This is a genomic window from Gryllotalpicola koreensis (genome assembly GCF_039538185.1).
Classification (GTDB): domain Bacteria; phylum Actinomycetota; class Actinomycetes; order Actinomycetales; family Microbacteriaceae; genus Gryllotalpicola; species Gryllotalpicola koreensis.
This window is the reverse complement of sequence record NZ_BAABBW010000002.1, coordinates 612,167-635,820: the sequence shown is the minus strand read 5'-3', so window position 1 is coordinate 635,820 and position 23,654 is coordinate 612,167. Positions and strand designations below refer to the sequence as shown.

Sequence of the window (23,654 nt, the reverse complement as noted above, 5' to 3'; positions counted from 1 at the left end):
AATCGTGCCCTGACAGCTATGCTTGTGACGCTGTGTATACAAACTGCTTGTGCCGTTGCGGGACGGCGCGTAATGTCAAAGCCGCGCCTGCTGACGCCAGGTGAGGGTTCGCGAGGAGGCGACGATGGTCACGAGTGCGCCGAGCGGGCTCGGCCCCCTTTCCGGGCTGCGCGTGCTCGAGTTCGCGGGCATCGGCCCCGGGCCGCACGCCTGCATCCTGCTCGCGGATCTCGGCGCCGACGTGGTGCGGGTGCAGCGCCCCGGCACGTGGCGGCAGGGGCGCCCTGACCCGTTCGGCCGGGGCCGTCAGGCGCTGGTCGAGCTCGACCTCAAGGACGCGGGCGGCCGGGCGGAGGCGCTCGAGCTGGTCGCTCGCGCCGACGTGCTGGTCGAGGGCTTCCGCCCCGGGGTGATGGAGGGGCTGGGTCTCGGTCCGGCCGACGCGTTCGTGAGGAATCCGCGCCTCGTCTACGGCCGCATGACGGGCTGGGGGCAAGAGGGGCCCTGGTCGGCGCGCGCCGGGCACGACATCAACTACATCTCGATCACCGGCGTGCTGAACGCGATCGGGCGCAGCGGCGAGCGGCCCGTTCCGCCGATCAACCTCGTCGGCGACTACGGCGGCGGCTCGATGTTCCTGCTCTTCGGCATCCTGGCCGCGCTGTACGAGCGCCAGCGCTCGGGCGAGGGCCAGGTCGTCGACGCGGCCATGGTCGACGGGGCGGTGGCGCTGTCGCACCTCGTCTGGGCCTCGCGCGGGCGCGGTCCGGCGCTCGGCGGCTGGTCGGACGAGCGCGGGACCAACACCCTCGATTCCGGCGCCCCGTTCTACGACGTCTACGAGACCGCCGACGGCCTCTATATGGCGGTCGGCGCGATCGAGCCGCAGTTCTACGCGGAGCTGCTCGACGGGCTCGGCATCGACCCCGATTCCCTTCCCCCTCAGCATGACCGGGCCCACTGGCCGGAGACCAAGCAGAGATTCGCGGATGCCTTCAGGGCGAAGACCCGCGCCGAGTGGACCGACATCTTCGTCGGGCGCGACGCGTGCACGACGCCGGTGCTGTCGTTCGCCGAGGCCCCAGGCAACGACCACCTCGCCGCGCGCAGCACTTTTGCCGAGATCGACGGCGTAGTGCAGCACCGCACGGCCCCGCGGTTCTCGCGAACGGCGCCCGGCGCCCCCGGGCCGGGTCCGCAGGAGACGACCGACGCCGCCACGATCTGGCGCGACTGAAAGGCGGCAGCCATGCAAACCCACACCGTGCGCGTCCTGCGCAGCAGCGAGGCGTCCTCGCGCGAGCAACAGCTCGCGTGGAAGATCGCCGAGGTGGCGACCGACTCGGTCGAGGTCGAGGCGGAGGTCGTCGACATGATCGTGAACCGCGTGATCGACAACGCGGCGGTCGCGGCGGCATCCCTCACCCGCCGGCCGGTGTCCGCCGCGCGCGCCCAGGCCGTGGACCACCCCTACGCACCAGGCGCGACCGTGTTCGGGCTCGCACCGGAGCGCCGGTCGAGCCCGGAGTGGGCGGCCTGGGCGAACGGGGTCGCCGTGCGCGAACTCGACTACCACGACACCTTCCTCGCGGCGGAGTACTCGCACCCCGGCGACAACATCCCGCCCGTGGTCGCGGTGGCGCAGCACGCGGCCGGCCGGCTCGGCCTCTCGGGCCGCGAGGTCGTCAGGGCGATCGCGACGGGCTACGAGATTCAGATCGACCTCGCCCGTGCGATCAGCCTGCACGCGCACAAGATCGACCACGTCGCCCACCTCGGCCCGAGCGTCGCGGCCGCCCTCGGCACGCTGCTCGCGCTGCCGACGGAGACGGTCTTCCACGCGATCGGCCAGGCGCTGCACACGACGACCGCGACCCGGCAGTCGCGCAAGGGCGAGATCTCGTCGTGGAAGGCGTTCGCGCCCGCGTTCGCCGGCAAGCTGGCGATCGAGGCCGTCGACCGGGCGATCCGCGGCGAGAACAGTCCGTCACCCATCTACGAGGGCGAGGACGGCGTCATCGCCTGGCTGCTGGACGGGCCGGAGGCCGGCTACGAGGTGTCGCTGCCCGGGCCGGGCGAGCCCAAGAGGGCGATCCTCGACTCGTTCACGAAGGAGCACTCCGCCGAGTACCAGGCCCAGGCCTGGATCGACCTCGCGATCCGGCTCGGCAGGCAGCACCCCGAGCTGCGGGACCCGAGCAATGTGGCATCCGTTCTGCTGCGCACCTCCAACCACACGCACGTCGTGATCGGAAGCGGCGCGAACGACCCGCAGAAGTACTCGCCTGAGGCCTCCCGCGAGACGCTCGACCACTCCGTGCCGTACATCTTCGCGGTCGCGTTGCAGGACGGCGGGTGGGACCATGTCACCTCCTACGCGCCCCAGCGCGCCGCCCGCCCCGACACCGTCGCCCTGTGGCGCAAGGTCGCCACGGCCGAGGACGCGGAGTGGACCCGCCGCTACCACTCCCTCGACCCGAAGGAGCAGGCCTTCGGCGGCAGCGTCGAGATCACCCTGGCCGACGGCTCCCGCATCGTCGACGAGATCGCCGTGGCCGACGCCCACCCGCTCGGCGCGCGACCGTTCCGGCGCCCGGACTACGTGCGCAAGTTCCGCACCCTCGCGGCCGACGCTCTGGAGCCCGACGAGATCGAGCGGTTCCTCGCCACCGCCGAGCGCCTGCCCGACCTCACCGCCGAGGAGCTCGGCGGTCTCACCATCACCGCGCGCGAGGGCTACCTCGACGCGGTTCCGCTTCCCAGGGGGCTGTTCTGATGCTGTACTCCATGTCCACACCCGCCGCGAAGCGCCGGCAGCTGCGCGAGCGACTCGCCTCGGGCGAGCTGCTGCAGTTCCCCGGCGCCTTCAACCCGCTGGCCGCGCGGCTCATCCAGCAGCGCGGCTTCGACGGCGTCTACATCTCGGGAGCGGTGCTGTCGGCCGAGTTGGGCCTGCCCGACATCGGCCTCACGACCCTGAGCGAGGTCGCCGGGCGTTCGCATCAGATCGCGCGGATGACCGAGCTGCCCGCGCTGGTCGACGCCGACACGGGTTTCGGCGAGCCGATGAACGTCGCGCGGACGGTGCAGGAGCTCGAGGATGCCGGCGTCGCCGGCCTGCACATCGAGGACCAGCTCAACCCGAAGCGCTGCGGCCACCTCGACGGCAAGGAGGTCGTCGACGAGCCGACCGCGCTGAAGCGCATCCGCGCGGCGGTCGACGCGCGCCGCGACCCGGATCTCCTGATCATGGCGCGCACCGACGTGCGCGGCGTCGCCGGGCTCGAGGCGACCATCGACCGCGCCAAGGCGCTGGTCGACGCGGGCGCCGACGCGATCTTCCCCGAGGCGATGACCTCGCTCGCGGAGTTCCAGGCGGTGCGCGAGGCCGTCGGCGTCCCGATCCTGGCGAACATGACCGAGTTCGGGAAGTCCGAGCTCTTCACGGTGTCCCAGCTGCGCGACGTCGGGGTGAGCATCGTCATCTGGCCCGTCTCGCTGCTGCGGCTCGCGATGGGCGCTGCGCTGCGCGGTCTCGACGAGCTGCAGGCGGAAGGCGCGCTCACCCGGCTGCTGCCCGAGATGCAGCACCGCGCCGAGCTGTACGAGCTCATCGACTACGAGGGGTACAACCACTTCGACGCCGGCGTCTTCAACTTCCAGATCCCCGGCGTCCTCGCCAACTGACCCGATGGAAAGGCACACAGCACATGGCAGACGAAGAGATCCACAAGGGCCTCGCGGGCGTGGTCGTCGACTACACCGCGGTGTCGAAGGTCAATGCGGAGACGAACTCGCTCCTCTACCGCGGCTACCCGGTGCCCGAGCTGGTGGCGAACTGCTCCTTCGAGGAGGTCGCCTACCTGCTCTGGCACGGCGAGCTGCCCGACTCCGCGCAGGCCGCTCGGTTCAGCGCGGAGGAGCGCGCCCAGCGCGCCCTCGACCCCGCCGTGCGACAGGTGATCGACGCGCTGCCGGCCTCCGCGCACCCCATGGACGTCGTGCGCACGGCGGTGAGCTTCATCGGCGCGAGCGATCAGAGGGCCGGGGATGCCAGCCCCGAGGCCAACCTCGCCAAGGCGCTCACGCTCTTCGCGAAGCTGCCGGCCATCGTCTCCTACGACCAGCGCCGCCGACGCGGCCAGGAGCTCGTCCCGCCGCGGGAGGACCTCGGCTACAGCGCGAACTTCCTGTGGATGTCCTTCGGCGAGGAGCCCGACCCGGTGGTCGAGAAGGCGTTCGACGCCTCGATGATCCTGTACGCCGAGCACTCCTTCAACGCGTCGACGTTCACGGCGCGGGTCATCACGAGCACCCTGAGCGACCTCTCCTCGGCCGTCGTCGGTGCGATCGGCGCGCTGAAGGGGCCGCTGCACGGCGGCGCCAACGAGGCCGTCATGCACACCTTTGACGAGATCGGCACCGCCGGCCGCGCGGCGGAGTGGCTCGACGAGGCACTCGCCGGCAAGCGCAAGATCATGGGCTTCGGCCACCGGGTGTACAAGAACGGCGACTCCCGTGTTCCGACCATGAAGGCCGCCCTCGACACCCTGATCGAGAAGTACGAGGCGCAGGAGCTGCTCGACCTCTACGACGCCCTCGAGGCGGCCATGGCGAGCCGCAAGAACATCAAGCCGAACCTCGACTACCCGTCCGGCCCCGCCTACCACCTGATCGGCTACGACACCGAGCAGTTCACGCCGCTGTTCGTGGCCAGCCGGGTCACCGGGTGGACGGCGCACATCATCGAGCAGCTGGCGTCGAACTCGCTGATCCGCCCGCTGAGCGCGTACAACGGGCCGGCGGAGCGGCACGTGCCCGTGAAGGAGCGTGTGTAGCGCGCATACAAGAGAGGGGGGCGGATTCCGCGAGGAATCCGCCCCCCTCTCTTCGTCGTGCCGCTACCGGTACGCGATGCCGAGCGTGTGCACCATCTTGCCGCCGACGCGCACGACGTCGTCGGCGATCAGCTCGTCGATGACCTCGGCATCGAGGCCGGCCGCCTCGAGCACCTCGACGCTGTTCTCGCCGACACCCGCCGGCGAGAGCGGGCCGCGGCGCTGCGTGCGGCTGAACTGCCCGTAGCAGCCGGGGACCGCGAACGACGAGCCGTCCGCGGCGTTGCGGAAGTGGATGATGTCCTTCTCGATCAGCAGCGGATCGCGCAGCACCTCGGTGACGTCGCGCGCTTTCACCGCGCGCAGCCCGGCGCTCTGCAGGGTGTGCGCCGCCTGCGAGCAGGTCAGCTCGGAGATCCACTCGGCGAGCGCGTCGAGGGTCTTCACCCCGATCCTCCTGAGCCGCGCCAGCGCCTCGTCCTCGTCGAGGTCGGAGGCGTCGAGGTAGATCCAGCCGTTCGCGGCGCGGTGGTAGCGCTGCAGCGGGTGCGGGCCGCGGAAGTCGCGGCCGCCGACGCACGGCTCGGGGCGCCCGTCGAAGCGCACGAGCTCCGCGGACTGCAGGTAGGTGGCCGTCCCGATGAGGGAGTTCCAGCAGCGCTGGCCGACGCCGGTGCGCAGGCGGTTGAAGTAGCCGAGCGTGATCATCAGCACGGTGAGGGCGCCGGTCGTGACGTCGTTGATCGGCATCGTGTTCGCGACCGGCGTGTCGTCGCCGCCCTGCGACGACATCATTCCCGAGATCGCCTGCACCACCATGTCGACGAGCGGTTTGCCGGTCAGCGGGCCGCCCTCGCCGAAGCCGGACAGCGACGTGGTCACGATCTGCGGGTTGGTCTGCGAGAGGGCGTCGAAGTCGATGCCGAGCTTCGTCATCACGCCGGGGCGCATGGAGTCCATGACGACATCGGCGTGCTTCGCCAGCGCGTGGAACGCATCGCGGCCCTGGGGGGAGGCGAGGTCGATCGCGATCGAGCGCATTCCGCGGTTGTAGGTGTAGGCGGAGGGACGGAACGGGTCTCCGGTCAACGGCTCGACCTTGATGACGTCGGCGCCCAGCTCGGCGAGCAGGAACCCGGCCATGGGCCCCGCGACGAAGGTGCCCATGTTGAGCACGCGCATGCCCTTCAGAGGGCCCGCGACGAAGCGCTCTTCGCTTTCGCTCACCGTGCGCTTCGCCGGCCACGGCTCGATGCCCGTGTCCTGGCCGAGTCGCGGCGCCCCCGTGCGCACCTGCCCCGGCGTGCGGGTCAGCACGATCGGCACTCCGGGCATGAGGACCTTCCCGCGCTCGCGGTCATCGACCTCGACGCTCATGCCGATCGCCTTCACCTGCTCGTCGTCGAGCCACTCGTCGCGGCTGCGGACGCGGCCGGCAGGAATCCCGATCGTCTCGAAGATCTCGAGCAGCTCGTCCGTCGTGCGCGCACGGAAGCTCGCCTCGATGGTCTCGGTCACCCACGGCATGTTCTCGGGCAGCAGCATGCGCTGGGTGATGCCCTCGATGCGCGGGTCATCGAGCAGCTCGTTGAGGCCCAGGGCCTTCAGCAGGCGCAGCTCGAACTTGGCGCCCAGTGCCCCCGACGAGATCCAGCCGTCACTCGTCTGGAACTGACGGTAGGTCGGATGCCGGCCGACCGGCCCGAGGTTCGTCGGCGGCGTCGGCACGTTCGGGTTCACGGTGAGAGTGCCGATCGTCCCGATCTCGATGCCGTTCATGCCGCCGACGGTGACCGTTTGGCCGCGACCGGAGTTCTCCCGCTCGACGAGCGCCGCGACGACGCAGGTCGTCGCCCAGGCGCCGTGGTCGTAGAGGATGAAGCTCGAGGGGGAGTCGACGGGGCCGCCCTCGTAGGACGACTGCCGGGTCGCCTGGCCGCCCGCCGCCGAGAGCAGGCCGTTGGACTCGCTGTCCGTTCCCCACGGGTAGGTGCCGGCCAGGAAGCCCGGCAGCTTCGCGGTGATGAGGGCCTGGTTGCGTCGCGCGGCGAACTCCACCTCGGCTCCCCAGTCGCGCAGCTCCTGGCCGGCGCCGAGGATCACGACGTCGGCGCCGCGCACGCTCGCCTCGAGCCACTGCCGGTCGTCGCCGTCGTCGATGTCCACGACGACGCTCTTCTTGTTGCGGTTGAACACGGCGAACCCGGGCTTGGAGCGCGAGGGGTCGCCCGTGGGCGGCTCGACCTTGATGACGTCGGCGCCGAAGTCGGCGAGGAACATGCCGACGATCGGGGCGGCGACGCCCGAGCTGAAGTCGAGGACGCGGATTCCGTCGAGAGCGTTCATCGCAGGGTCAGCACCCCCCGGTCGATGACGACGTCGCCGGTCTGCTTGGCCGTCTGGAACAGTGCGCCGCCCTCGGTCTTCCAGATCGAGACGGTGAGGGTGTCGCCAGGGGTGACCGTCTTCGAGAACCGGGCGCTGAAGCGGCCGAAGCGGTTCGGGTCTCCGCCCGCGACCGCGTGCAGCAGGGCGCGCACAGTGAAGCCGTAGGTGCACATGCCGTGCAGGATGGGCCGCTCGAAGCCGGCGAGCTTCGCGAACTCGGGGTTGCTGTGCAGCGGGTTGCGGTCGCCCGTCAGCCGATAGAGCAGAGCCTGGTCGGTGCGCGTCGTGTACACGACCGTCTCGTCCGGCTCGCGCTCGGGCTGCGCCCACGGCTCGTCCTCGCCGCGCTCGCCGCCCCAGCCGCCCTCGCCGCGCAGGAACATCGCCCCGCCTGTCTTCGCGAGCAGCTCGCCGGTGTCGGCGTCATAGATCTCCGAGCTCGTGTTCACCACGGCCGCCGAGCCCTTGTCGTAGATGCTGTCGACCGTGCCGACGGTGCGCACCCGGCCGTCCGGCTTGAGCTCGCCGAACAGCTCGAAGCTCTGACCGCCGTGCAGCAGCTTGCGCAGATCGATCTCGAGCCCCGGGATCTTGCCGCCCTTCGCGGCCACGCAGATGAACGACGGCACGACGAGCTGGGGCTTCGGCCCGTTCTCGGTCGTGAACTCGAGCTCGTCGAACGGCGCGTCCTGGCTCGCGCCGACGGCCAGCGCGTAGAGCAGGGCATCTTTCGATGTCCAGGAGCTCTCGACGGGCTCGCCCTTCTGCCCGACGATGCTTGCGACCGATTCTGTGGTGAACGCCATTGTTTTACCCTTCCGTGCCGCGGTCTCAGCCGGGGGTCTGACTACGGTGTCAGCGGCTGAACGGGAGCTGCTGCTCTGCCCGTCGCGTTACGACGCCATGCTAGCGAGGGACCGCCAGTTTGTATACATACATCTAGACCGCTGCGACCGTCGGCTCCGGCTCCCGCTGCAGCGCGGGGACGGTGCTGAGGATGTTCTGCAGGCTCTGGTGCAGGTGCACGGCCGTCGCCTGCGCGGCGAGGGTGGCGTTCCCCGCGAGGATCGCCTCGACGATGAGCAGGTGCTCCCTCGTCGCCTGCTCGAGGCGCACGGGGTTCGTGTGCGCGTTGCGGCGGTAGCGGGCGAGATGGCCGCGCAGGTCGCGCAGCGCGCCGACGAGATACGGATTCCCGATCGCGGCGTCGATCGCCTCGTCGAGCTTGTCGGCGAGGAAGTACGGCCGCTCGGCCTGGGGCTTGTGGTCGGCGCCCGGTCCCTCGAGGAAGCGCTCGCGAAGACCCTCGAACACGGCCGTGTCCCGGCGGCCGGCGGCGAGGCGGGCGGCTTGCGTCTCGAGCGCCTCGCGGTACTCGAAGAGCTGCATCACGTCGGCCGTCGAGACGAGGGCGACCATGGCGGTGCGCCCGCTGCCTGTGGCGACGAGCCCCTCGGCGGTGAGGCGCGAGAGCGCCTCGCGCACCGGGGTGCGGGAGACGCCGAGTCGCTGCGCGGTCTCGATCTCGCCGAGCAGCGTCCCCGGCTCGAGGTGCCACTGGATGATGTCGTCCTTGAGGCGCTGATAGGCGGTGTCGCTCGCTCGCATGGCCGAATTATACGTAGCTGCGCGTCCGTGATGTATACATTGTGAGCCGAGTGCCGCAGTTGTATACAAAACCGGCAGTCGACGGAACAGCGTCCTCTAGCATGGTCAGCACACCGACGGGAAGTGAGTGCGCATGTTCCGGAAGATCCTCGTGGCCAATCGTGGGGAGATCGCGATCCGCGGTTTCCGGGCGGCGTTCGAGCTGGGGGCGCGCACGGTCGCGGTGTTCGCGTATGAGGACCGGAACTCGCTGCATCGGATGAAGGCGGATGAGGCGTATCAGATCGGCGAGCCGGGGCATCCGGTTCGGGCGTATCTGGATGTGGCGGAGATCATCCGGGTGGCGAAGCAGGCGGGTGCTGACGCGATCTATCCGGGCTACGGATTCCTGTCGGAGAACCCGGAGCTGGCGGAGGCCGCCCGGGAGGAGGGGATCGCGTTCATCGGGCCGCCGAAGGAGGTGCTCGAGATGGCGGGGAACAAGGTGACCGCGAAGGAGCATGCGATCGCGGCGGGCGTTCCGGTGCTGGCATCCACGGCTCCCTCCACCGACATCGACGAGCTGGTGGCGGGGGCGGAGTCGATCGGCTTCCCGATCTTTGCGAAGGCGGTCGCGGGCGGCGGCGGGCGGGGCATGCGCCGGGTCGACACGAAGGCCGAGCTGCGGCCCGCGCTCGAGGAGGCGATGCGCGAGGCGGATTCCGCGTTCGGCGATGCGACGATGTTCCTCGAGCAGGCGGTGCTGAAGCCGCGGCATATCGAGGTGCAGATCATCGCGGATGCTTCGGGGGAGACGATCCACCTGTTCGAGCGGGACTGCTCGGTGCAGCGGCGGCACCAGAAGGTGGTGGAGATCGCGCCGGCGCCGAAGCTGGATGAGGAGGTGCGGCAGGCGCTGCTGCGGGATGCGGTGGCGTTCGCGAAGTCGATCGGGTACCAGAACGCGGGCACGGTCGAGTTCCTGGTCGAGGCCGCGGGACAGCGGCGGAACGAGCATGTGTTCATCGAGATGAACCCGCGGGTGCAGGTGGAGCACACGGTGACCGAGGAGGTCACGGATGTCGACATCGTGCAGACCCAGATGCGGATCGCCGCGGGGGAGTCGCTCGCGCAGATCGGCCTGTCGCAGGACAGCGTGCGGGTGAACGGCTTCGCGCTTCAGACGCGTATCACGACGGAGGACCCGGCTGCGGGCTTCCGGCCCGACACGGGCACGATCACGACGTACCGCTCGCCGGGCGGCGGGGGGATCCGGCTGGATGGCGGCTCGATGGGCACGGGAAGCGAGGTGAGCCCGCATTTCGACTCGATGCTGGTGAAGCTCACCTGCCGGGGCCGCACCTTCGAGGCGGCGGTGTCCCGGGCCAGGCGTGCGCTGGCCGAGTTCCGGATCCGCGGGGTGTCGACGAACATCCCGTTCCTGCAGGCGCTTTTGGAGGAGCCGGAGTTCGTGCGCGGTGAGATCGCGACGGACTTCATCGGCAACCGGCCGGATCTGGTGAGGGCCAGGCCGTCGCAGGACCGGGGCACGAAGATCCTGAACTGGCTCGCGGACGTGACGGTGAACAAGCCGCACGGCGAGCGGCCATTCGGCGTCGCCGACCCGGCGGTGAAGCTGCCGAAGCTGGATCTCTCCGTTCCGGCGCCTGCGGGCACCAGGCAGCAATTGCTGGAGCTGGGCCCTGCGGCGTTCGCCCGTTCGGTGCGCGCGCAGACGGCGCTCGGGGTGACGGACACGACGTTCCGGGATGCGCATCAGAGCCTGCTGGCGACCCGGGTGCGTACCAAGGACCTGCTCGCGGTCGCGCCCTATGTTGCGAGGCTCACGCCTGGCCTGTTCTCGGTGGAAGCGTGGGGAGGGGCGACCTACGACGTGGCCTTGCGGTTCCTCGGTGAGGACCCGTGGGAGCGGCTGGCCGCGCTGCGCGAGGCGTTGCCGAACGTGGCGATCCAGATGCTGCTGCGGGGCCGCAACACGGTCGGCTACACGCCGTATCCGACGGAGGTGACGGATGCCTTCGTCGCCGAGGCCGTGAGCACGGGGGTGGACGTGTTCCGCATCTTCGACGCGCTCAACGACGTCGCGCAGATGAGGCCCGCGATCGAGGCCGTCCTCGGCCAGGACACGGCGATCGCCGAGGGCGCGCTGTGCTACACCGGCGACCTGAACTCGCCGAAGGAGGACTTCTACACCCTCGACTACTACCTGCGGCTTGCGGAGAAGCTCGTCGGCACCGGCATCCACATGCTCGCGATCAAAGACATGGCGGGGCTGCTGAAGCCCGCCGCGGCCGAGAAGCTCGTGACGGCGCTGCGCCAGGAGTTCGAGCTGCCGGTGCACGTGCACACCCACGACACCGCGGGCGGCCAGCTCGCGACCCTGCTTTCGGCCGCCCGCGCCGGCGCCGACGTCGTGGACGTGGCATCCGCCCCCATGTCCGGGACCACGAGCCAGCCGTCCGCCTCCGCGCTCGTCGCGGCGCTCGACAACACCGAGCGGGCCACCGCGCTGGACTTCGAGAACGTCGCGGCCCTCGAGCCGTACTGGGCCGCCGTGCGCGGCCTGTACGCCCCGTTCGAGTCCGGACTGCCGGCGCCCACGGGCCGCGTGTACCGGCACGAGATCCCCGGCGGGCAGCTCTCCAACCTGCGCCAGCAGGCGATCTCCCTCGGCCTCGCGAACGACTTCGAGCTCATCGAGGACATGTACGCCGCCGCGAACCGCATCCTCGGCCGCATCCCGAAGGTCACGCCGTCGTCGAAGGTCGTCGGCGACCTCGCCCTGCAGCTCGCGGCCGCGCACGCCGACCCGGCCGACTTCGAAGAGAACCCGCAGAACTACGACATCCCCGACTCGGTCGTCTCCTTCATGGCCGGCGAGCTCGGCGACCTGGCCGCCGGCTGGCCAGAGCCGTTCCGCTCCAAGGTCCTCGCCGGCCGGAGTGTGAACGTGGCCGTCACCCCGATCTCGGAGGGCGACGCCGCCCAGCTCGCCGAGCCCGGCCGCAGGCGGCAGCAGACGCTGAACCGGCTGCTGTTCCCCGCGCCCACCCGCCAGTTCGAGGAGACCCGCGAACTGTTCGGCGACCTCTCCGTCATCGACAGCGCCGACTACCTCTACGGCCTCGCCGCCGGACAGGAGCACCGTGTGGACGTCGCCCCCGGCGTCGTCCTCTACGTCGGCCTCGAGGCGATCGGAGAGGCGGACGCCCGCGGCATGCGCACCGTCCTCGCGAAACTCAACGGCTCCCTGCGGCCCGTGTTCGTCCGCGACCGGCACGTCGAGGTCGCTACCAAGGCCCTCGAGAAGGCGAACCCCGACAACCCCGGCCACGTCGCCGCGCCGTTCTCCGGCGTCGTCACCCTGCGCGTCGCAGAAGGCGAGGCCGTCACCGCCGGCCAAGCCGTCGCCTCCATCGAGGCCATGAAGATGGAGGCCGCCATCACCGCCGCCACCAGCGGCGTCGTCGAACGCCTCGCGATCCCCTCGCCCCAGCAGGTCGACGGCGGCGACCTCCTCGTCGTGATCAGGCCGCTGTGACCCCACCAATGGGGGCCATGGCGGTTCGCGGCATCCGGCCGTAGTCTGCAGCAATGGCAGAGAAGGTCTCCGATGAGCCGAAGACCGTCACGGTGAGCGTCGAGCTGCCGCCGCAGAAGCCGCACGAGACGCCGGACGACGAGGTCGCCGTCGCGATCCCCGAGCGCCCGATCGACCCGGTGAAGCTGCCCTCTGCCCCCAGCATCCGTTCGATGACGCTCGTCACGCCGCAGACCGGCCCGGTGCCGCGCCCGGAGAACGGCTACACGGCGTCCCGCCGCGAGCGCCTGCGCGGCGAGCCGAGCGAGCTGCCGGAGTCGGCGGCGATGCTCACGGCCGACCGCATCCTCGACGTGCGGCGCCGCCCGAAGTCGCGCCCCACCGGGGCGTGGAACCGCTTCGTCTACGGTGCGACCTTCACCGCGGTGAACCTCGGCGACTCGAAGCTCGAGCGGCACCGGAAGGAGCTCGACCACCGCATCCGGCGCGAGCTGAGCGGCGGGGCGCGGTTCATCCCCGTGCTGACCCGCAAGGGCGGCGTCGGCAAGACGACGATCACCGCCCTGCTCGGCATGGCGCTCTCCGATGTGCGCGACGACCGCATCGTCGCCGTCGACGCGAACCCCGACCGCGGCACCCTCAGCGAGCGCGTTCCCCGGCACACCACGGCCACCGTGCGCGACGTGGTGCACCGGGCCACCACGATCGGCAGCTACACCGACTTCGCTCAGTTCGTCAGCCACGACGAGACCCGGCTCGACGTGCTCGCCTCCGACACCGATCCGAACCTCTCCGAGGCGTTCGACGAGAACGATTACAACGTGGTCGCCGATCTCGCGAGCCGGTACTACTCCTTCGTGCTCACGGACTGCGGCACCGGCATCGTGCATTCGGTCATGCGCGCGACGCTGCGCAGGGCCGACGCCATCGTCATCGTCTCGGGCGGCAGCGTCGACGAGGCCAAGCTCGCGTCCGAGACGCTCACCTGGCTCGACGCCAACGGCTACGGCGCGCTCGTTCAGAACGCGGTGGTCGCGATCAACACGGCGACGCAGGGCACGAACATGGTCATGCTCGACGAGATCGAGGCGCACTTCCGCTCGCGGGTGCGCGCGCTCGTGCGGATCCCGTACGATCCGCTGCTCGCCGCCGGGTCCGTCGTGCCGTACCACCAGCTCAAGCCGCTCACCCGCGAAGCAGCGCGCACCCTCGCCGCGCTCGTCGTCGAAGGGCTGCCCGACCCGCAGGAGTGATCGGCGCCGGCATCCGTTTTATAGGGTGAAGCCGTGACCGTGCGCCCCATCCGCCTGTTCGGCGACCCCGTGCTGAAGACCGTGTGCGATCCGGTCGTCGACTTCGACGACGGCGTCAGGTCGCTCGTCGCCGACCTCGTCGACTCGGTGCAACTGCCCGGTCGCGCCGGCGTCGCGGCGAACCAGATCGGGGCGACGCTGCGGGTGTTCAGCTATAACGTCGACGGCCAGATCGGCTATCTCATCAACCCCGAGATCGTCGAGGTGCGCGGCGAGAAGCAGCCCACTGGCGAGGGATGCCTCAGTGTGCCCGGGCTCTGGTTCGACACGGCCAGGCACCCGTGGGCGCGTGCCGTGGGCTTCGACGTCGACGGCAACGAGATCGAGGTGCAGGGCGAGGGTGTGCTCGCCCAGGCCCTGCAGCACGAGACCGATCACCTGAACGGATTCCTGTACCTCGACCGCCTCGACAAGGAAACCCGCCGTCAGGCCATGAAGCAGGTCAGGGAATCGGATTGGTTCTGAGTTGATTGTCGCGCCGGTCTTGGCCGAGCGCAGCTCGGCCCGCTCGCCACGCGACAGCCCACCGGGCTGTCGCTTTTAGCGGCAAGCGCAGCGCGAGTCGCTACGCGACGCGCCGGACGCGACCGCCGTGTCGCTATGGTACGGAAGCGACGCAGGCTACGGATATCAGCCCTGGAGGGACATCGCCTGCGTCGGCACGCCGGCGTAGAGCGCGTCGATCTCGGCGGCGAAGTCCTTCACGATCACGCTGCGCTTGATCGACAGCTTCGGCGTGAGGTGGCCGCTCGCCTCGGTCCACGTCGTCGGCAGGATCGAGAACTTCCTGATCGACTCGGCGCGCGACACGCTCTGGTTGGCGGTGTCGACGGCCTTCTGCACCTCGGCGAGCACGGCGTCGTTCTGGCAGGCCTCCTCGAGCGACATGTTCTCGTCCTGCCCGTTGTTCTTGAGCCAGACGGGCAGCATCTCGGTGTCGAGCGTGACGAGCGCGGCGATGAAGGGGCGCTGCTCGCCGACGACGACGATCTGGTCGATGAGCGGGTTCGAGCGCGCGCCGTCCTCGAGGACAGCAGGCGCCACATTCTTGCCGCCCGCCGTGACGATGATCTCCTTCTTGCGGCCCGTGATGCTGAGGTAGCCGTCCTCGTCGAGCGCGCCCAGGTCGCCCGTCTTGAACCAGCCGTCGTCGAACGACTCGGCCGTGAGGCTCGGGTTGTGCCAGTACTCCTTGAAGACGCAGACGCCCTTGATCTCGATCTCGCCGTCTTCCGCGATGCGGATCGCGTTGCCGGGCAGCGCCGGGCCGACCGTGCCGATCTTGAACGCGCCGGGCAGATTGACCGACACGGGTGCGGTCGTCTCGGTGAGGCCATAGCCCTCGAGGATCTCGACGCCGAGCGCTGAGAAGAAGTGGCCGAGTCGGGTCGACAGGGGGGCCGAGCCCGAGACCGCGTACTCGACCCGGCCGCCCATCTTCGACCGCAGGGTCGAGAACACGAGCCGGTCGAACAGCTTGAACTTGAGGTTCAGGAAGAACGGCACCTTGCCGGCCGCCCTCGCCTCCGAGTAGGCGACGGCGGTGTCGGCCGCGGCGCGGAAGATCTTGCCCTTGCCGCCCGACTCGGCGATCTGCTCCGCCGTGTTGTAGACCTTCTCGAACACGCGCGGCACCATCAGCAGGAACGTCGGCTTGAAGGACTGCAGCGAGTCCATCAGCTTCGTCGTGTCCGCCTGGTGGCCGACGCGCACACCCGCGTGGATCGAGACGACCGAGATGAAGCGCGCGAACACGTGCGCGATGGTGATGAAGAGCACGGTGGATGCCCGGTCCTCGAGCACCCCGCCCAGCTTCTGCCCGGCGTTGCGGGCCAGCTCGACGAAGTTGGAGTGGGTGAGCACGACGCCCTTGGGCTTGCCCATCGTGCCCGAGGAGTAGATGAGCGTCGCGATGTCGTCGCCGTTCGCGAGCTTCCGGCGGCGCTCGATCTCCTCGTCGGGGACATCGACGCCCGAAGCGACGAGCTTGTCGAGGTCGCCCAGGTCGATGTGCCAGACCTTCTGCACATCGGGGAGGTCGGCGGCGACCTCGTCGAAGGCGGCGTAGTGCTTGGCATCCTCGAGGATGACGCCGATGGCGCCGGAGTCCGTGAGGTTCCACGACAGCTGGCTCGGCGAGCTGGTCTCATAGACGGGCACGAGCACGCCGCCCGCGAACCACATCGCGAAGTCGATCAGCACCCACTCGTAGCGGGTGCGGCTCATGATGCCGATCTTGTCGCCGGGCTGGACGCCGGCGGCGACGAAGCCCTTGGCGAGCGCGCGCACCTGGTCGAGGAACTCGGTGGCGGTGACGTCACGCCACCCGTCGCCTTCCGGGATGCCGAACAGCACCTTGTCTGGAGTCAGCGCAACACGCTCGACGAGCAGGTCGGTGGTGTTGGCCGTGGGGTCGGCGGGGACGATGGCGGGAATCACGGATTCGAGCACGGTAGCTCCTTCGATACCGGGCGCCGCGCCAAATGGCAGGCGGCGCGCTGACCTCATACACTCTAGATTGCGCGGCTGGGACGCACTGTCCTCCTTGTAGCCGACTCACAATCCAGAAGGGCAGATCTGCGTGCACGCGATCGGAATCGACATCGGCGGGACCAAGGTCGCGGGGGCCCTTGTCGATGAAGACGGGACGATCGTGCGCCAGGATCGCAAGCCGACGCCGGCCGGGGACTCCGAGGCGCTGAAGCAGGTCGTCGTCGACATGATCAATGAGCTCGCAGACGGCACCGACGCGGTCGCCGCGGGCGTCGCCGCCCCGGGGTTCATCGACGCCACCGGCTCGATCGTGTACTACACGCCGAACGTCCCGTGGCGCCACGAGCAGCTGCGCCATGCGATCGAGCCGAAGGTCGGCGTGCCCGTCATCATCGAGAACGACGCCAACGCGGCCGGCTGGGCCGAGTTCCGCTTCGGCGCGGGGCGGCTCAGCACCGACATGGTCATGCTCACGATCGGCACGGGGGTCGGGGGCGCCATCGTCGCGAACGACCACCTGTTCCGCGGCGGCTTCGGCGCGGCGGGCGAGCTCGGCCACATGCGCATCGTGCCGAACGGGCTGCCGTGCGGCTGCGGGGCGAACGGGTGCATCGAGCAGTACGGCTCGGGTCGTGCGCTCCAGCGCTACGCGAACACGCTCGCCGACGCCGGCGGGATCGGCCAGAAGCTCGCCGAAGTCCGGTCCAAGAACGGCGACTACCTGCACGGCAAGGACATCGGAGACCTGATCGACGAGGACGACCCGGGCGCGCTGCAGGCGCTGCGGCAGCTGGGCGACTGGCTCGGCCAGGCGTGCGCGAGCTTCGCCGCGATCCTCGACCCGCAGGTGTTCGTCTTCGGCGGCGGCGTGGCCTCCGCGGGCGAGAAGCTGCTCGCCCCTGTGCGCCAGGCGTTCCTGCAGACCCTTCCCGCGCGCGGCTACCACCCCGAGCCCGAGTTCAAGATCGCCGAGCTCGTCAACGACGCCGGGGTCGTCGGTGCCGCCGACGTCGCCCGGCAGCACGCCATCGAACGGTAGGAACCCGGGCAGGCATCCGTGAACGCCTTCTTCTGGTTCTTGAAATACGTGCTCCTGGGCCCGCTGCTCAAGGCCGTGTTCCGGCCGTGGGTCATCGGCGCCGAGAACGTGCCGAAGAACGGCGCCGCGATCCTCGCGAGCAACCACGTCTCGTTCTTCGACTCGATCTTCCTGCCGCTCATGCTCGATCGGCACGTCACCTTCCTCGCGAAGAGCGAGTACTTCACCGGCCGCGGGCTGATGGGGTGGCTGTCGAAGATGTTCTTCCTCGGCACGGGGCAGCTGCCGATCGACCGCTCGGGCGGGAAGGCCTCAGAGGACTCGCTCAACACCGGGCTGCGCGTGCTCGCGTCCGGCGAGCTGCTCGGCATCTACCCCGAGGGCACCCGCAGCCCCGACCACCGCATGTACCGCGGCCGTACCGGCATCGCCCGCATGCTGCTCGAGGCGCGCGTGCCGGTCATCCCGGTCGCGATGGTCGGCACGCACGAGCTCATGCCGACGGGCGTCAGGCTGCCGCGCATCCGCCGCATCGGCATCGTCATCGGGGAGCCGCTCGACTTCTCCCGCTTCTCGGGTCTCGAGAGCGACCGCTACGTGCTGCGGGCCGTCACGGACGAGATCCAGTACGAGCTGTGGCGCATCTCGGGGCAGGAGTACGTCGACGTGTACGCGAGCTCGGTGAAGGCGACGACGCCGAGCCTGAACCGCTGACAGATAGACTTCTCCCGCTATGAATTCGCTGGTCGAGACCCCTGCCGCCCTGACGGATCCGCTCGTTCTCGCGGGCCTCGACCATTGGCGCACGCTGCCGATCAAACAGCAGCCGAATTGGCCGGATGCCACGGCTGTCGCCGCCGCGAGCGCCGAGCTCGCGACACTGCCGCCCCTGGTGTTCGCAGGCGAGGTCGATCAGCTGCGCGATCGGCTCGCGGCCGCGGCGGCGGGCAACGGATTCCTGCTGCAGGGCGGTGACTGCGCCGAGACCTTCGCCGACGCGACCGCCGACCGCATCCGCAACCGGGTGAAGACCGTGCTGCAGATGGCGGTCGTGCTCACCTACGGCGCGTCGATGCCCGTCATCAAGGTCGGGCGCATGGCCGGCCAGTTCGCGAAGCCGCGCTCGAGCGACACCGAGACGCGCGGCGACGTCACGCTGCCCGCCTACCGCGGGGACGTCGTCAACGGCTACGACTTCACGCCGGAGTCCCGCCAGGCCGACCCGGCGCGGCTCGTGAAGGGCTATCACACCGCGGCATCCACCCTGAACCTGATCCGGGCGTTCACGCAGGGCGGCTTCGCCGACCTGCGCCAGGTGCACAGCTGGAACAAGGGCTTCGCCGAGAACCCCGCCAACGTCCGCTACGAGGGCATGGCCCGCGAGATCGACCGCGCGGTGCGCTTCATGGAGGCGTGCGGAGCGAACTTCGACGAGATCAAGGGCGTCGAGTTCTACGCGAGCCACGAGGCGCTGCTGATGGACTACGAGCGCCCGCTCACCCGCATCGACTCGCGCACCGGCGACCCCTACGACGTCTCCGCCCACCTGCTCTGGGTCGGCGAGCGCACCCGCGACATCGACGGCGCGCACGTGGACTTCCTCTCGCGCGTGCGCAACCCGCTCGGGGTGAAGCTCGGGCCGTCGACGACGCCCGACGACGTGTTCCGGCTGATCGACAAGCTCGACCCCGAGCGCACCCCCGGCCGCCTGACCTTCATCACGCGCATGGGCGCCGGCCGCATTCGCGAGGTGCTGCCCCCGCTGCTCGAGGCCGTCGCGGCCGAGGGTGCCACGCCGCTGTGGGTCACCGACCCCATGCACGGCAACGGCATCACGACGCCGACCGGCTACAAGACGCGGCGCTTCGACGATGTCGTCGACGAGGTGAAGGGCTTTTTCGAGGCGCACCGCGCGGTCGGCACGCACCCGGGCGGCATCCATGTCGAGCTCACCGGCGACGACGTCACCGAGTGTCTCGGCGGCAGCGAGATGATCGACGAGGAGACCCTCGCGACGCGCTACGAGTCGCTCTGCGACCCGCGCCTCAACCACATGCAGTCGCTCGAACTGGCCTTCCTCGTCGCCGAGGAGCTCCGCAAGGACTGACGAGCCCTTCAGGCCGAGGCTCTGCCGATCTCGCGCTCAGCCCTTCAGGCCGAGGCTCTGCCGATCTTGCGCTCAGCCCTTCAGGCCGAGCGTCACGTTGATGGTGGTGCCGTGCTTCTGCTGCGTGCTCGAGTCCGGGTCCTGCTTCGTGACGACGACCATGCCGTTGGCGAAGACGCCGATGGGCAGACCCGAGAAGGTGGTCGGAACGTTGGCCACGAAGCCCGCCTTCTCGATCGCCGCCTTGGCATCGGCCGGCGTCATCTGCGTCACGTCGGGCACGGGGAACAGCTGCGGGCCCTGCGAGACATCGAGCAGGATCGTGTCGCCGGGCTTCACCGGGCCGGAATCCGCGGGCTCCTGTGAGATGACGGAGCCCTTCGGCACGTTGTCGTCGTACTTGGCCTGGCCCTGACCGTAGGCGAGGCCCGCCTTGATCAGGGCGTCCTTGGCCTCGGCGAGGGGCTTGCCCACCACGTTCGGCACCGGGCCGACGGAGACCACGAGATTCACGGTGTCGCACTGCGTGTACGCGCCACCGCCCGTGATGTCGGAGTTGTCGGATGCCCGGGTGGCCGAGATGACCGCGTCGTTCGGCACCGTCGAGCTGAACTCCTGCACCACGGTCTTGCCGACGAGCGACTTCGCGTCGGTGATCTTCTGCTTCGCCTCGCTGGTCGGGACGCCGCCGAGTGCCGGGATCTGGTTGGGCTGGTGACCGCGCGACACGCTGACGGTGACGGTGCTGCCCTGGTGCACGAGCCGGCCGGGCGCCGGGCTCACGGCGGCGACCCTGCCCTCGGGCACGGCGCAGCTGTACACGGGGTTCTGCTTGGCGACGAGGTTGACGTCCTTGAGCGCCGCCGTCGCGGCATCCGCCGTCTTCTCCATCAGTGTGGGCACCGCGACGAGCGCGCCGGGGCCCGCGCCGAAGTACCAGCCGGTGCCCGCCGCGAGACCAGCGACGAGCATCAGGGCGGTGAACAGCCACCAGCCGCGCGCACGGCGGTGGCGGCTCACGGCGGCGAGCTTGCTCACGGCATCCGTCGCGGTCGCCTCGCTGCGCACCTGCGCCGCGGGGCCGGCGAACTGGGGTGCGGCGGCCGCCAACGGGGTCGCGGCCGGGGCCAGCACGGTCGTCGCGAGGGCGTCATTCGCGCTCGGCGCGATCACCCGGGTCGCGTCGAGGCCCTCATCGGCCGGCGCGCTGTGGATCGCCCGCTCGACCTCGTAGAGCTTGTCGAGCAGCACGCGGGCGTCCGCGGGCCGGGCCTCCGGGTCCTTATCGGTCGCCCACAGCACGAGGTCGTCGAGCTGCGGCGGCACGAGCGGATTCTTGGCGCTCGGCTTGGGCACGGGGTCGTTCGCGTGCTGATAGGCGATCTGCATCGGCTGCTCGCCCTGGAAGGGCTGCTCGCCGGTGAGCATCTCGTAGATCATGATGCCGATGGCGTAGATGTCGCTGCGGGTGTCGGCGATGCCCCGGGTGACGAGCTCGGGGGAGAGGTAGGCGATCGTGCCGAGCAGCGCCTGGCCGGTGCCCGTCGCGTTCGCGGCGGCGCGCGCCAGGCCGAAGTCGCCGAGCTTGATGCGGCCGTCGTCGGCCAACAGCACGTTCTCGGGCTTGAGGTCGCGGTGCACGATGCCGGCACGGTGCGCCGCGGCGAGACCGGCGAGCACCGACTCCATGATGTCGATCGTCTGCTCGGGCGTGAGCTTGCCGTAATCGCGCAGCAGGTCGCGCAACGTGATGCCGGGCAGGTACTCCATGACCAGGTAGGCCATGTCGTCGTCCTGCCCCTGGTCGAAGACGTTCACGACGTTGGGGTGCGCGAGGCGGGCGGTCGAGCGCGCCTCCTGCACGAAGCGGTTCTTGAAGTTCGTGTCGTCGGCGAGGTGGCTGTGCATCACCTTCAGGGCGACACGCCGCTCGAGACGCAGATCGGTTGCGAGGTACACGGTCGCCATCCCGCCGCGCGCAATGCGCGACCGCACCTGGTATCGGCCGTCGATGAGACGGCCGAGCAGGGGGTCGGTCTGGCTCGTGTTGGTCACCCCACGAGTTTAGGTAGCGATATATTCCGCGCGCGGCGTGACACGTCAGAAACGGATGCCAGAAAGCTGGGGCGCCCGCCCCGTCGATCTTCTGGCACGATTTCTGCATGGCTTCTCCGTCGCCTGAGCGCACCTGGCTGACCATGCCCGAACTCGTCGAGATCCTCGGCGTCTCCCCGTCCCGCGTCCGCAGACTCATCGAGGACAGGCAGCTGCTCGGCCGACGCCGCGACGGGGTGCTCTCCGTGCCCGCCGACTTCCTCTCAGGCAGCGAGCCGCTCAGCGAGCTGCGCGGCACCCTGATGGTGCTCGGCGACGCGGGGTTCACCGACGACGAGGCGATCGACTGGCTGCTCTCGGAGGACGAGACGCTGGGCGCCGCCCCCATCGACGCGCTGCGCAGCGGCCGCAAGACCGAGGTGCGTCGCGTCGCCCAGGCGCTGGCGTAGCAAGCGGCTGTGCCTATTACGCGCCGGTCCTCGCCCGGCGCGCCGCAGTTGGCTTGGCAGGTCCACGCGTTCGCGGGCGAGCAAGTCGCCCGCTCGTAAAGCGACCTACGCCTCTCTATCGGTGACGCGGGCGGTGAGCTTGCGCAGGGCGGCGATCGCCTCAGGAGCGAGGGATGCCTCGTCCAATGCGGCGTTCGCACGCCGCACCTCCCGGTCGATGATGCCCTCGATCTCGTCGACGGCGCCGGAGTCGCGCATGGCGCCCTGGAGCATCAGCACCTGCTCGGTGTCGAGCCGCGGGTCGCCGAGCAGCTCGTCGAACACGCGCCGCACCGACGCGCTCACCCGGCTGCGAGTGAGCGCCACGAGCATCGTGCGCTTGCCCTCGCGCAGGTCGTCGCCGCTGGGCTTCCCGGTGACGGCGGCGTCGCCGAACACGCCGAGCAGATCGTCGCGCAGCTGGAAGGCGATGCCGAGGGGAAGGCCGAACTCGGCGAGCGTCTCGAGCTGCGTCTCGCTCGCGCCGCCGAGCGCCGCCCCGATCAGCAGTGGCGACTCGATGCTGTACTTCGCCGACTTGAAGATGACGACACGGCGGGCGGCGTCGAGCAGCTGCTCCTCGTCGCGCTCGACCCAGGCGTTCTCCTCGAGGACATCGAGGTACTGCCCGGCGGTGACCTCCGTGCGCATCGTGTTGAACAGGCGCCTCGCGGCGCGGGCGCGCTCGGGGTGCCCGAGCTCGGAGAGCGCATCGTCGAGCAGCTCGTCGCTCCAGCCGAGCAGCAGGTCGCCCAGCAGGATCGCCGCGGAGGTGCCGAAGCCTGCGGCATCCCCGGCCCAGCGGCGCGCCTCGTGCCGCTCCGCGAACCTGCGGTGCGCGCTCGGCTCGCCGCGCCTGGTGTCCGAGTTGTCGATGACGTCGTCGTGGACGAGTGCTGCCGCGTGGAACAGCTCAAGGGAGCTCGCGGCGCCGATGACCGCGTCGAGCTCGCGCTGCGTCACGGGCGTCTCGCGCACCCCGGCGACCGCCCGCCACCCCCAGTGGCAGAACTGGGCCCTGAACCGTTTACCACCGCTGAGAAATCGCCGCGAGTCGTCCAGCAGAGCGGCGACATCGGGACCGACGGTCGTGACAATAGAGGAGCGGTCATCGAGGAATCCGTCGAGACGGGACTGAACCAGATCGACGAGCCTCACACTTTCCGCCACCACGCCAGACTAATGGCGGTGCAACGGGCTAGCAGCCCGGTCGGGCCGCGATTACACTGGGGCGTCACAGCATGACGCGACGAAGCTGACAAAGCTGAAGAAGAGGGGATCGGGATGCCGCTTTCGGAGCACGAGCAGCGCCTTCTCGACGAGATGGAGCGCAACCTCTACCAGAACGACGCGGACTTCGTCGCGAACATCAGTCAGACGCCGAGGCGCAGGCCCGCCTACCGAGCCATCGTGCTCGGAGTTCTCGTCGCCGTCGTGGGCATCGCCGCCCTGATCCTCGGCGTCGCGATCCGACTGCCCGTCGTCGGCATCCTCGGCTTCCTGTTCATGTTCGCGGGCGTGCTGCTCGCAATCACGCCGGGTCGGCGCCGCGGCGGCGATGCTCTGTTCGACGGCCAAGGCGGAGCCGGCCAGCAGGGCGGTCGCGGGCGTCAGAAGAGCTCATCCGACTTCATGGACCGTCTCGGCGAGCGCTGGGACAAGCGCCAGGACGGCGACCGCTAAGTTCCCCACCCACTTCCCACCACTTCAGGGTCGACCCATTCGGGTCGGCCCTTTTTCTGTGCCTGATTCCGGGTGAACGGATGCCTGACAGGCACATTTCC

At 69.9% G+C, this 23,654-nt stretch carries 18 protein-coding genes; 12 read left to right on the top strand and 6 right to left on the bottom strand.

Translation table 11 applies throughout. The features are described from left to right. The first annotated feature begins 124 nt into the window (after positions 1-124). Genes ABD708_RS07980 through ABD708_RS07965 form a run of 4 tightly spaced genes read left to right on the top strand, consistent with a single transcriptional unit; the run spans position 125 to position 4,838 of the window. A complete protein-coding gene (locus tag ABD708_RS07980; protein ID WP_344753078.1) occupies positions 125-1,237 on the top strand; it encodes a CaiB/BaiF CoA transferase family protein in 1,113 nt (370 codons plus the stop codon). A 12-nt stretch (positions 1,238-1,249) separates the two neighbouring features. Beyond that, positions 1,250-2,776, top strand: coding sequence for an MmgE/PrpD family protein (locus tag ABD708_RS07975; protein WP_344753074.1), 1,527 nt, complete (start codon positions 1,250-1,252; stop codon positions 2,774-2,776). Beyond that, on the top strand, positions 2,776-3,687 hold the full coding sequence (gene prpB / locus ABD708_RS07970; protein WP_344753070.1) for a methylisocitrate lyase: 912 nt from the start codon (positions 2,776-2,778) through the stop codon (positions 3,685-3,687). The genes ABD708_RS07975 and prpB overlap by 1 nt, the downstream gene beginning before the upstream one ends. 23 nt (positions 3,688-3,710) lie before the next feature. Further along, a complete protein-coding gene (locus tag ABD708_RS07965) occupies positions 3,711-4,838 on the top strand; it encodes a bifunctional 2-methylcitrate synthase/citrate synthase (protein ID WP_344753066.1) in 1,128 nt (375 codons plus the stop codon). A gap of 63 nt (positions 4,839-4,901) precedes the next feature. Here the strand turns inward: ABD708_RS07965 and ABD708_RS07960 are convergent, their stop codons facing one another. The 3 genes from ABD708_RS07960 to ABD708_RS07950 form a co-directional block, all read right to left on the bottom strand. Further along, entirely contained in the window at positions 4,902-7,184 is a 2,283-nt protein-coding gene (locus tag ABD708_RS07960) for a CoA transferase (protein WP_344753062.1), read from the bottom strand. Beyond that, positions 7,181-8,032 (bottom strand): MaoC/PaaZ C-terminal domain-containing protein, encoded by an 852-nt coding sequence (locus tag ABD708_RS07955; protein ID WP_344753059.1) that lies wholly within the window; start codon positions 8,030-8,032, stop codon positions 7,181-7,183. Before ABD708_RS07955 ends, ABD708_RS07960 begins: the two co-directional genes overlap by 4 nt. Positions 8,033-8,165: 133 nt before the next feature. After that, positions 8,166-8,834, bottom strand: coding sequence for a GntR family transcriptional regulator (locus ABD708_RS07950; RefSeq protein WP_344753056.1), 669 nt, complete (start codon positions 8,832-8,834; stop codon positions 8,166-8,168). A 133-nt stretch (positions 8,835-8,967) separates the two neighbouring features. On the opposite strand from ABD708_RS07950, the gene ABD708_RS07945 reads away from it, so the two are divergent. The 3 genes from ABD708_RS07945 to def are packed head-to-tail and all read left to right on the top strand — an operon-like array spanning position 8,968 to position 14,153. Further along, positions 8,968-12,375, top strand: coding sequence for a pyruvate carboxylase (locus ABD708_RS07945; RefSeq protein WP_344753054.1), 3,408 nt, complete (start codon positions 8,968-8,970; stop codon positions 12,373-12,375). A 53-nt stretch (positions 12,376-12,428) separates the two neighbouring features. Next, positions 12,429-13,628, top strand: a complete 1,200-nt coding sequence (locus ABD708_RS07940; protein WP_344753052.1) for a MinD/ParA family ATP-binding protein — start codon at positions 12,429-12,431, stop codon at positions 13,626-13,628. Between the two features lie 33 nt (positions 13,629-13,661). Beyond that, the gene (def, locus tag ABD708_RS07935) at positions 13,662-14,153 is read left to right on the top strand and encodes a peptide deformylase (RefSeq protein ID WP_344753050.1); all 492 of its coding nucleotides are present in this window, start codon (positions 13,662-13,664) and stop codon (positions 14,151-14,153) included. 165 nt (positions 14,154-14,318) lie between these two features. On the opposite strand, the gene ABD708_RS07930 is transcribed toward def, so the two are convergent. Further along, complete coding sequence (locus ABD708_RS07930) at positions 14,319-16,139, bottom strand: AMP-dependent synthetase/ligase (RefSeq protein ID WP_344753048.1); 1,821 nt, start codon at positions 16,137-16,139, stop codon at positions 14,319-14,321. A gap of 130 nt (positions 16,140-16,269) precedes the next feature. On the opposite strand from ABD708_RS07930, the gene ABD708_RS07925 reads away from it, so the two are divergent. From ABD708_RS07925 to ABD708_RS07915, 3 genes are read left to right on the top strand one after another with little or no spacing between them, the layout of a single operon-like run. Continuing rightward, positions 16,270-17,220, top strand: a complete 951-nt coding sequence (locus ABD708_RS07925) for an ROK family glucokinase (protein ID WP_344753045.1) — start codon at positions 16,270-16,272, stop codon at positions 17,218-17,220. An 18-nt stretch (positions 17,221-17,238) separates the two neighbouring features. Next, complete coding sequence (locus ABD708_RS07920) at positions 17,239-17,934, top strand: lysophospholipid acyltransferase family protein (RefSeq protein ID WP_344753043.1); 696 nt, start codon at positions 17,239-17,241, stop codon at positions 17,932-17,934. Between the two features lie 19 nt (positions 17,935-17,953). After that, the gene (locus ABD708_RS07915) at positions 17,954-19,327 is read left to right on the top strand and encodes a class II 3-deoxy-7-phosphoheptulonate synthase (protein ID WP_344753041.1); all 1,374 of its coding nucleotides are present in this window, start codon (positions 17,954-17,956) and stop codon (positions 19,325-19,327) included. A gap of 72 nt (positions 19,328-19,399) precedes the next feature. On the opposite strand, the gene pknB is transcribed toward ABD708_RS07915, so the two are convergent. Next, positions 19,400-21,382 carry a Stk1 family PASTA domain-containing Ser/Thr kinase gene (gene pknB, locus ABD708_RS07910; RefSeq protein WP_344753039.1) on the bottom strand — a complete coding sequence of 661 codons (1,983 nt, stop codon included), beginning with the start codon at positions 21,380-21,382 and terminating at the stop codon, positions 19,400-19,402. Between the two features lie 107 nt (positions 21,383-21,489). Between pknB and ABD708_RS07905 the strand changes: the two genes are divergently transcribed. Further along, a complete protein-coding gene (locus ABD708_RS07905; RefSeq protein WP_344753037.1) occupies positions 21,490-21,831 on the top strand; it encodes an Rv2175c family DNA-binding protein in 342 nt (113 codons plus the stop codon). Positions 21,832-21,936: 105 nt separating this feature from the next. On the opposite strand, the gene ABD708_RS07900 is transcribed toward ABD708_RS07905, so the two are convergent. Then, the gene (locus ABD708_RS07900) at positions 21,937-23,040 is read right to left on the bottom strand and encodes a polyprenyl synthetase family protein (protein WP_344753035.1); all 1,104 of its coding nucleotides are present in this window, start codon (positions 23,038-23,040) and stop codon (positions 21,937-21,939) included. A 114-nt stretch (positions 23,041-23,154) separates the two neighbouring features. On the opposite strand from ABD708_RS07900, the gene ABD708_RS07895 reads away from it, so the two are divergent. Further along, on the top strand, positions 23,155-23,553 hold the full coding sequence (locus ABD708_RS07895; RefSeq protein ID WP_344753033.1) for a DUF3040 domain-containing protein: 399 nt from the start codon (positions 23,155-23,157) through the stop codon (positions 23,551-23,553). Positions 23,554-23,654 lie beyond the last annotated feature (101 nt).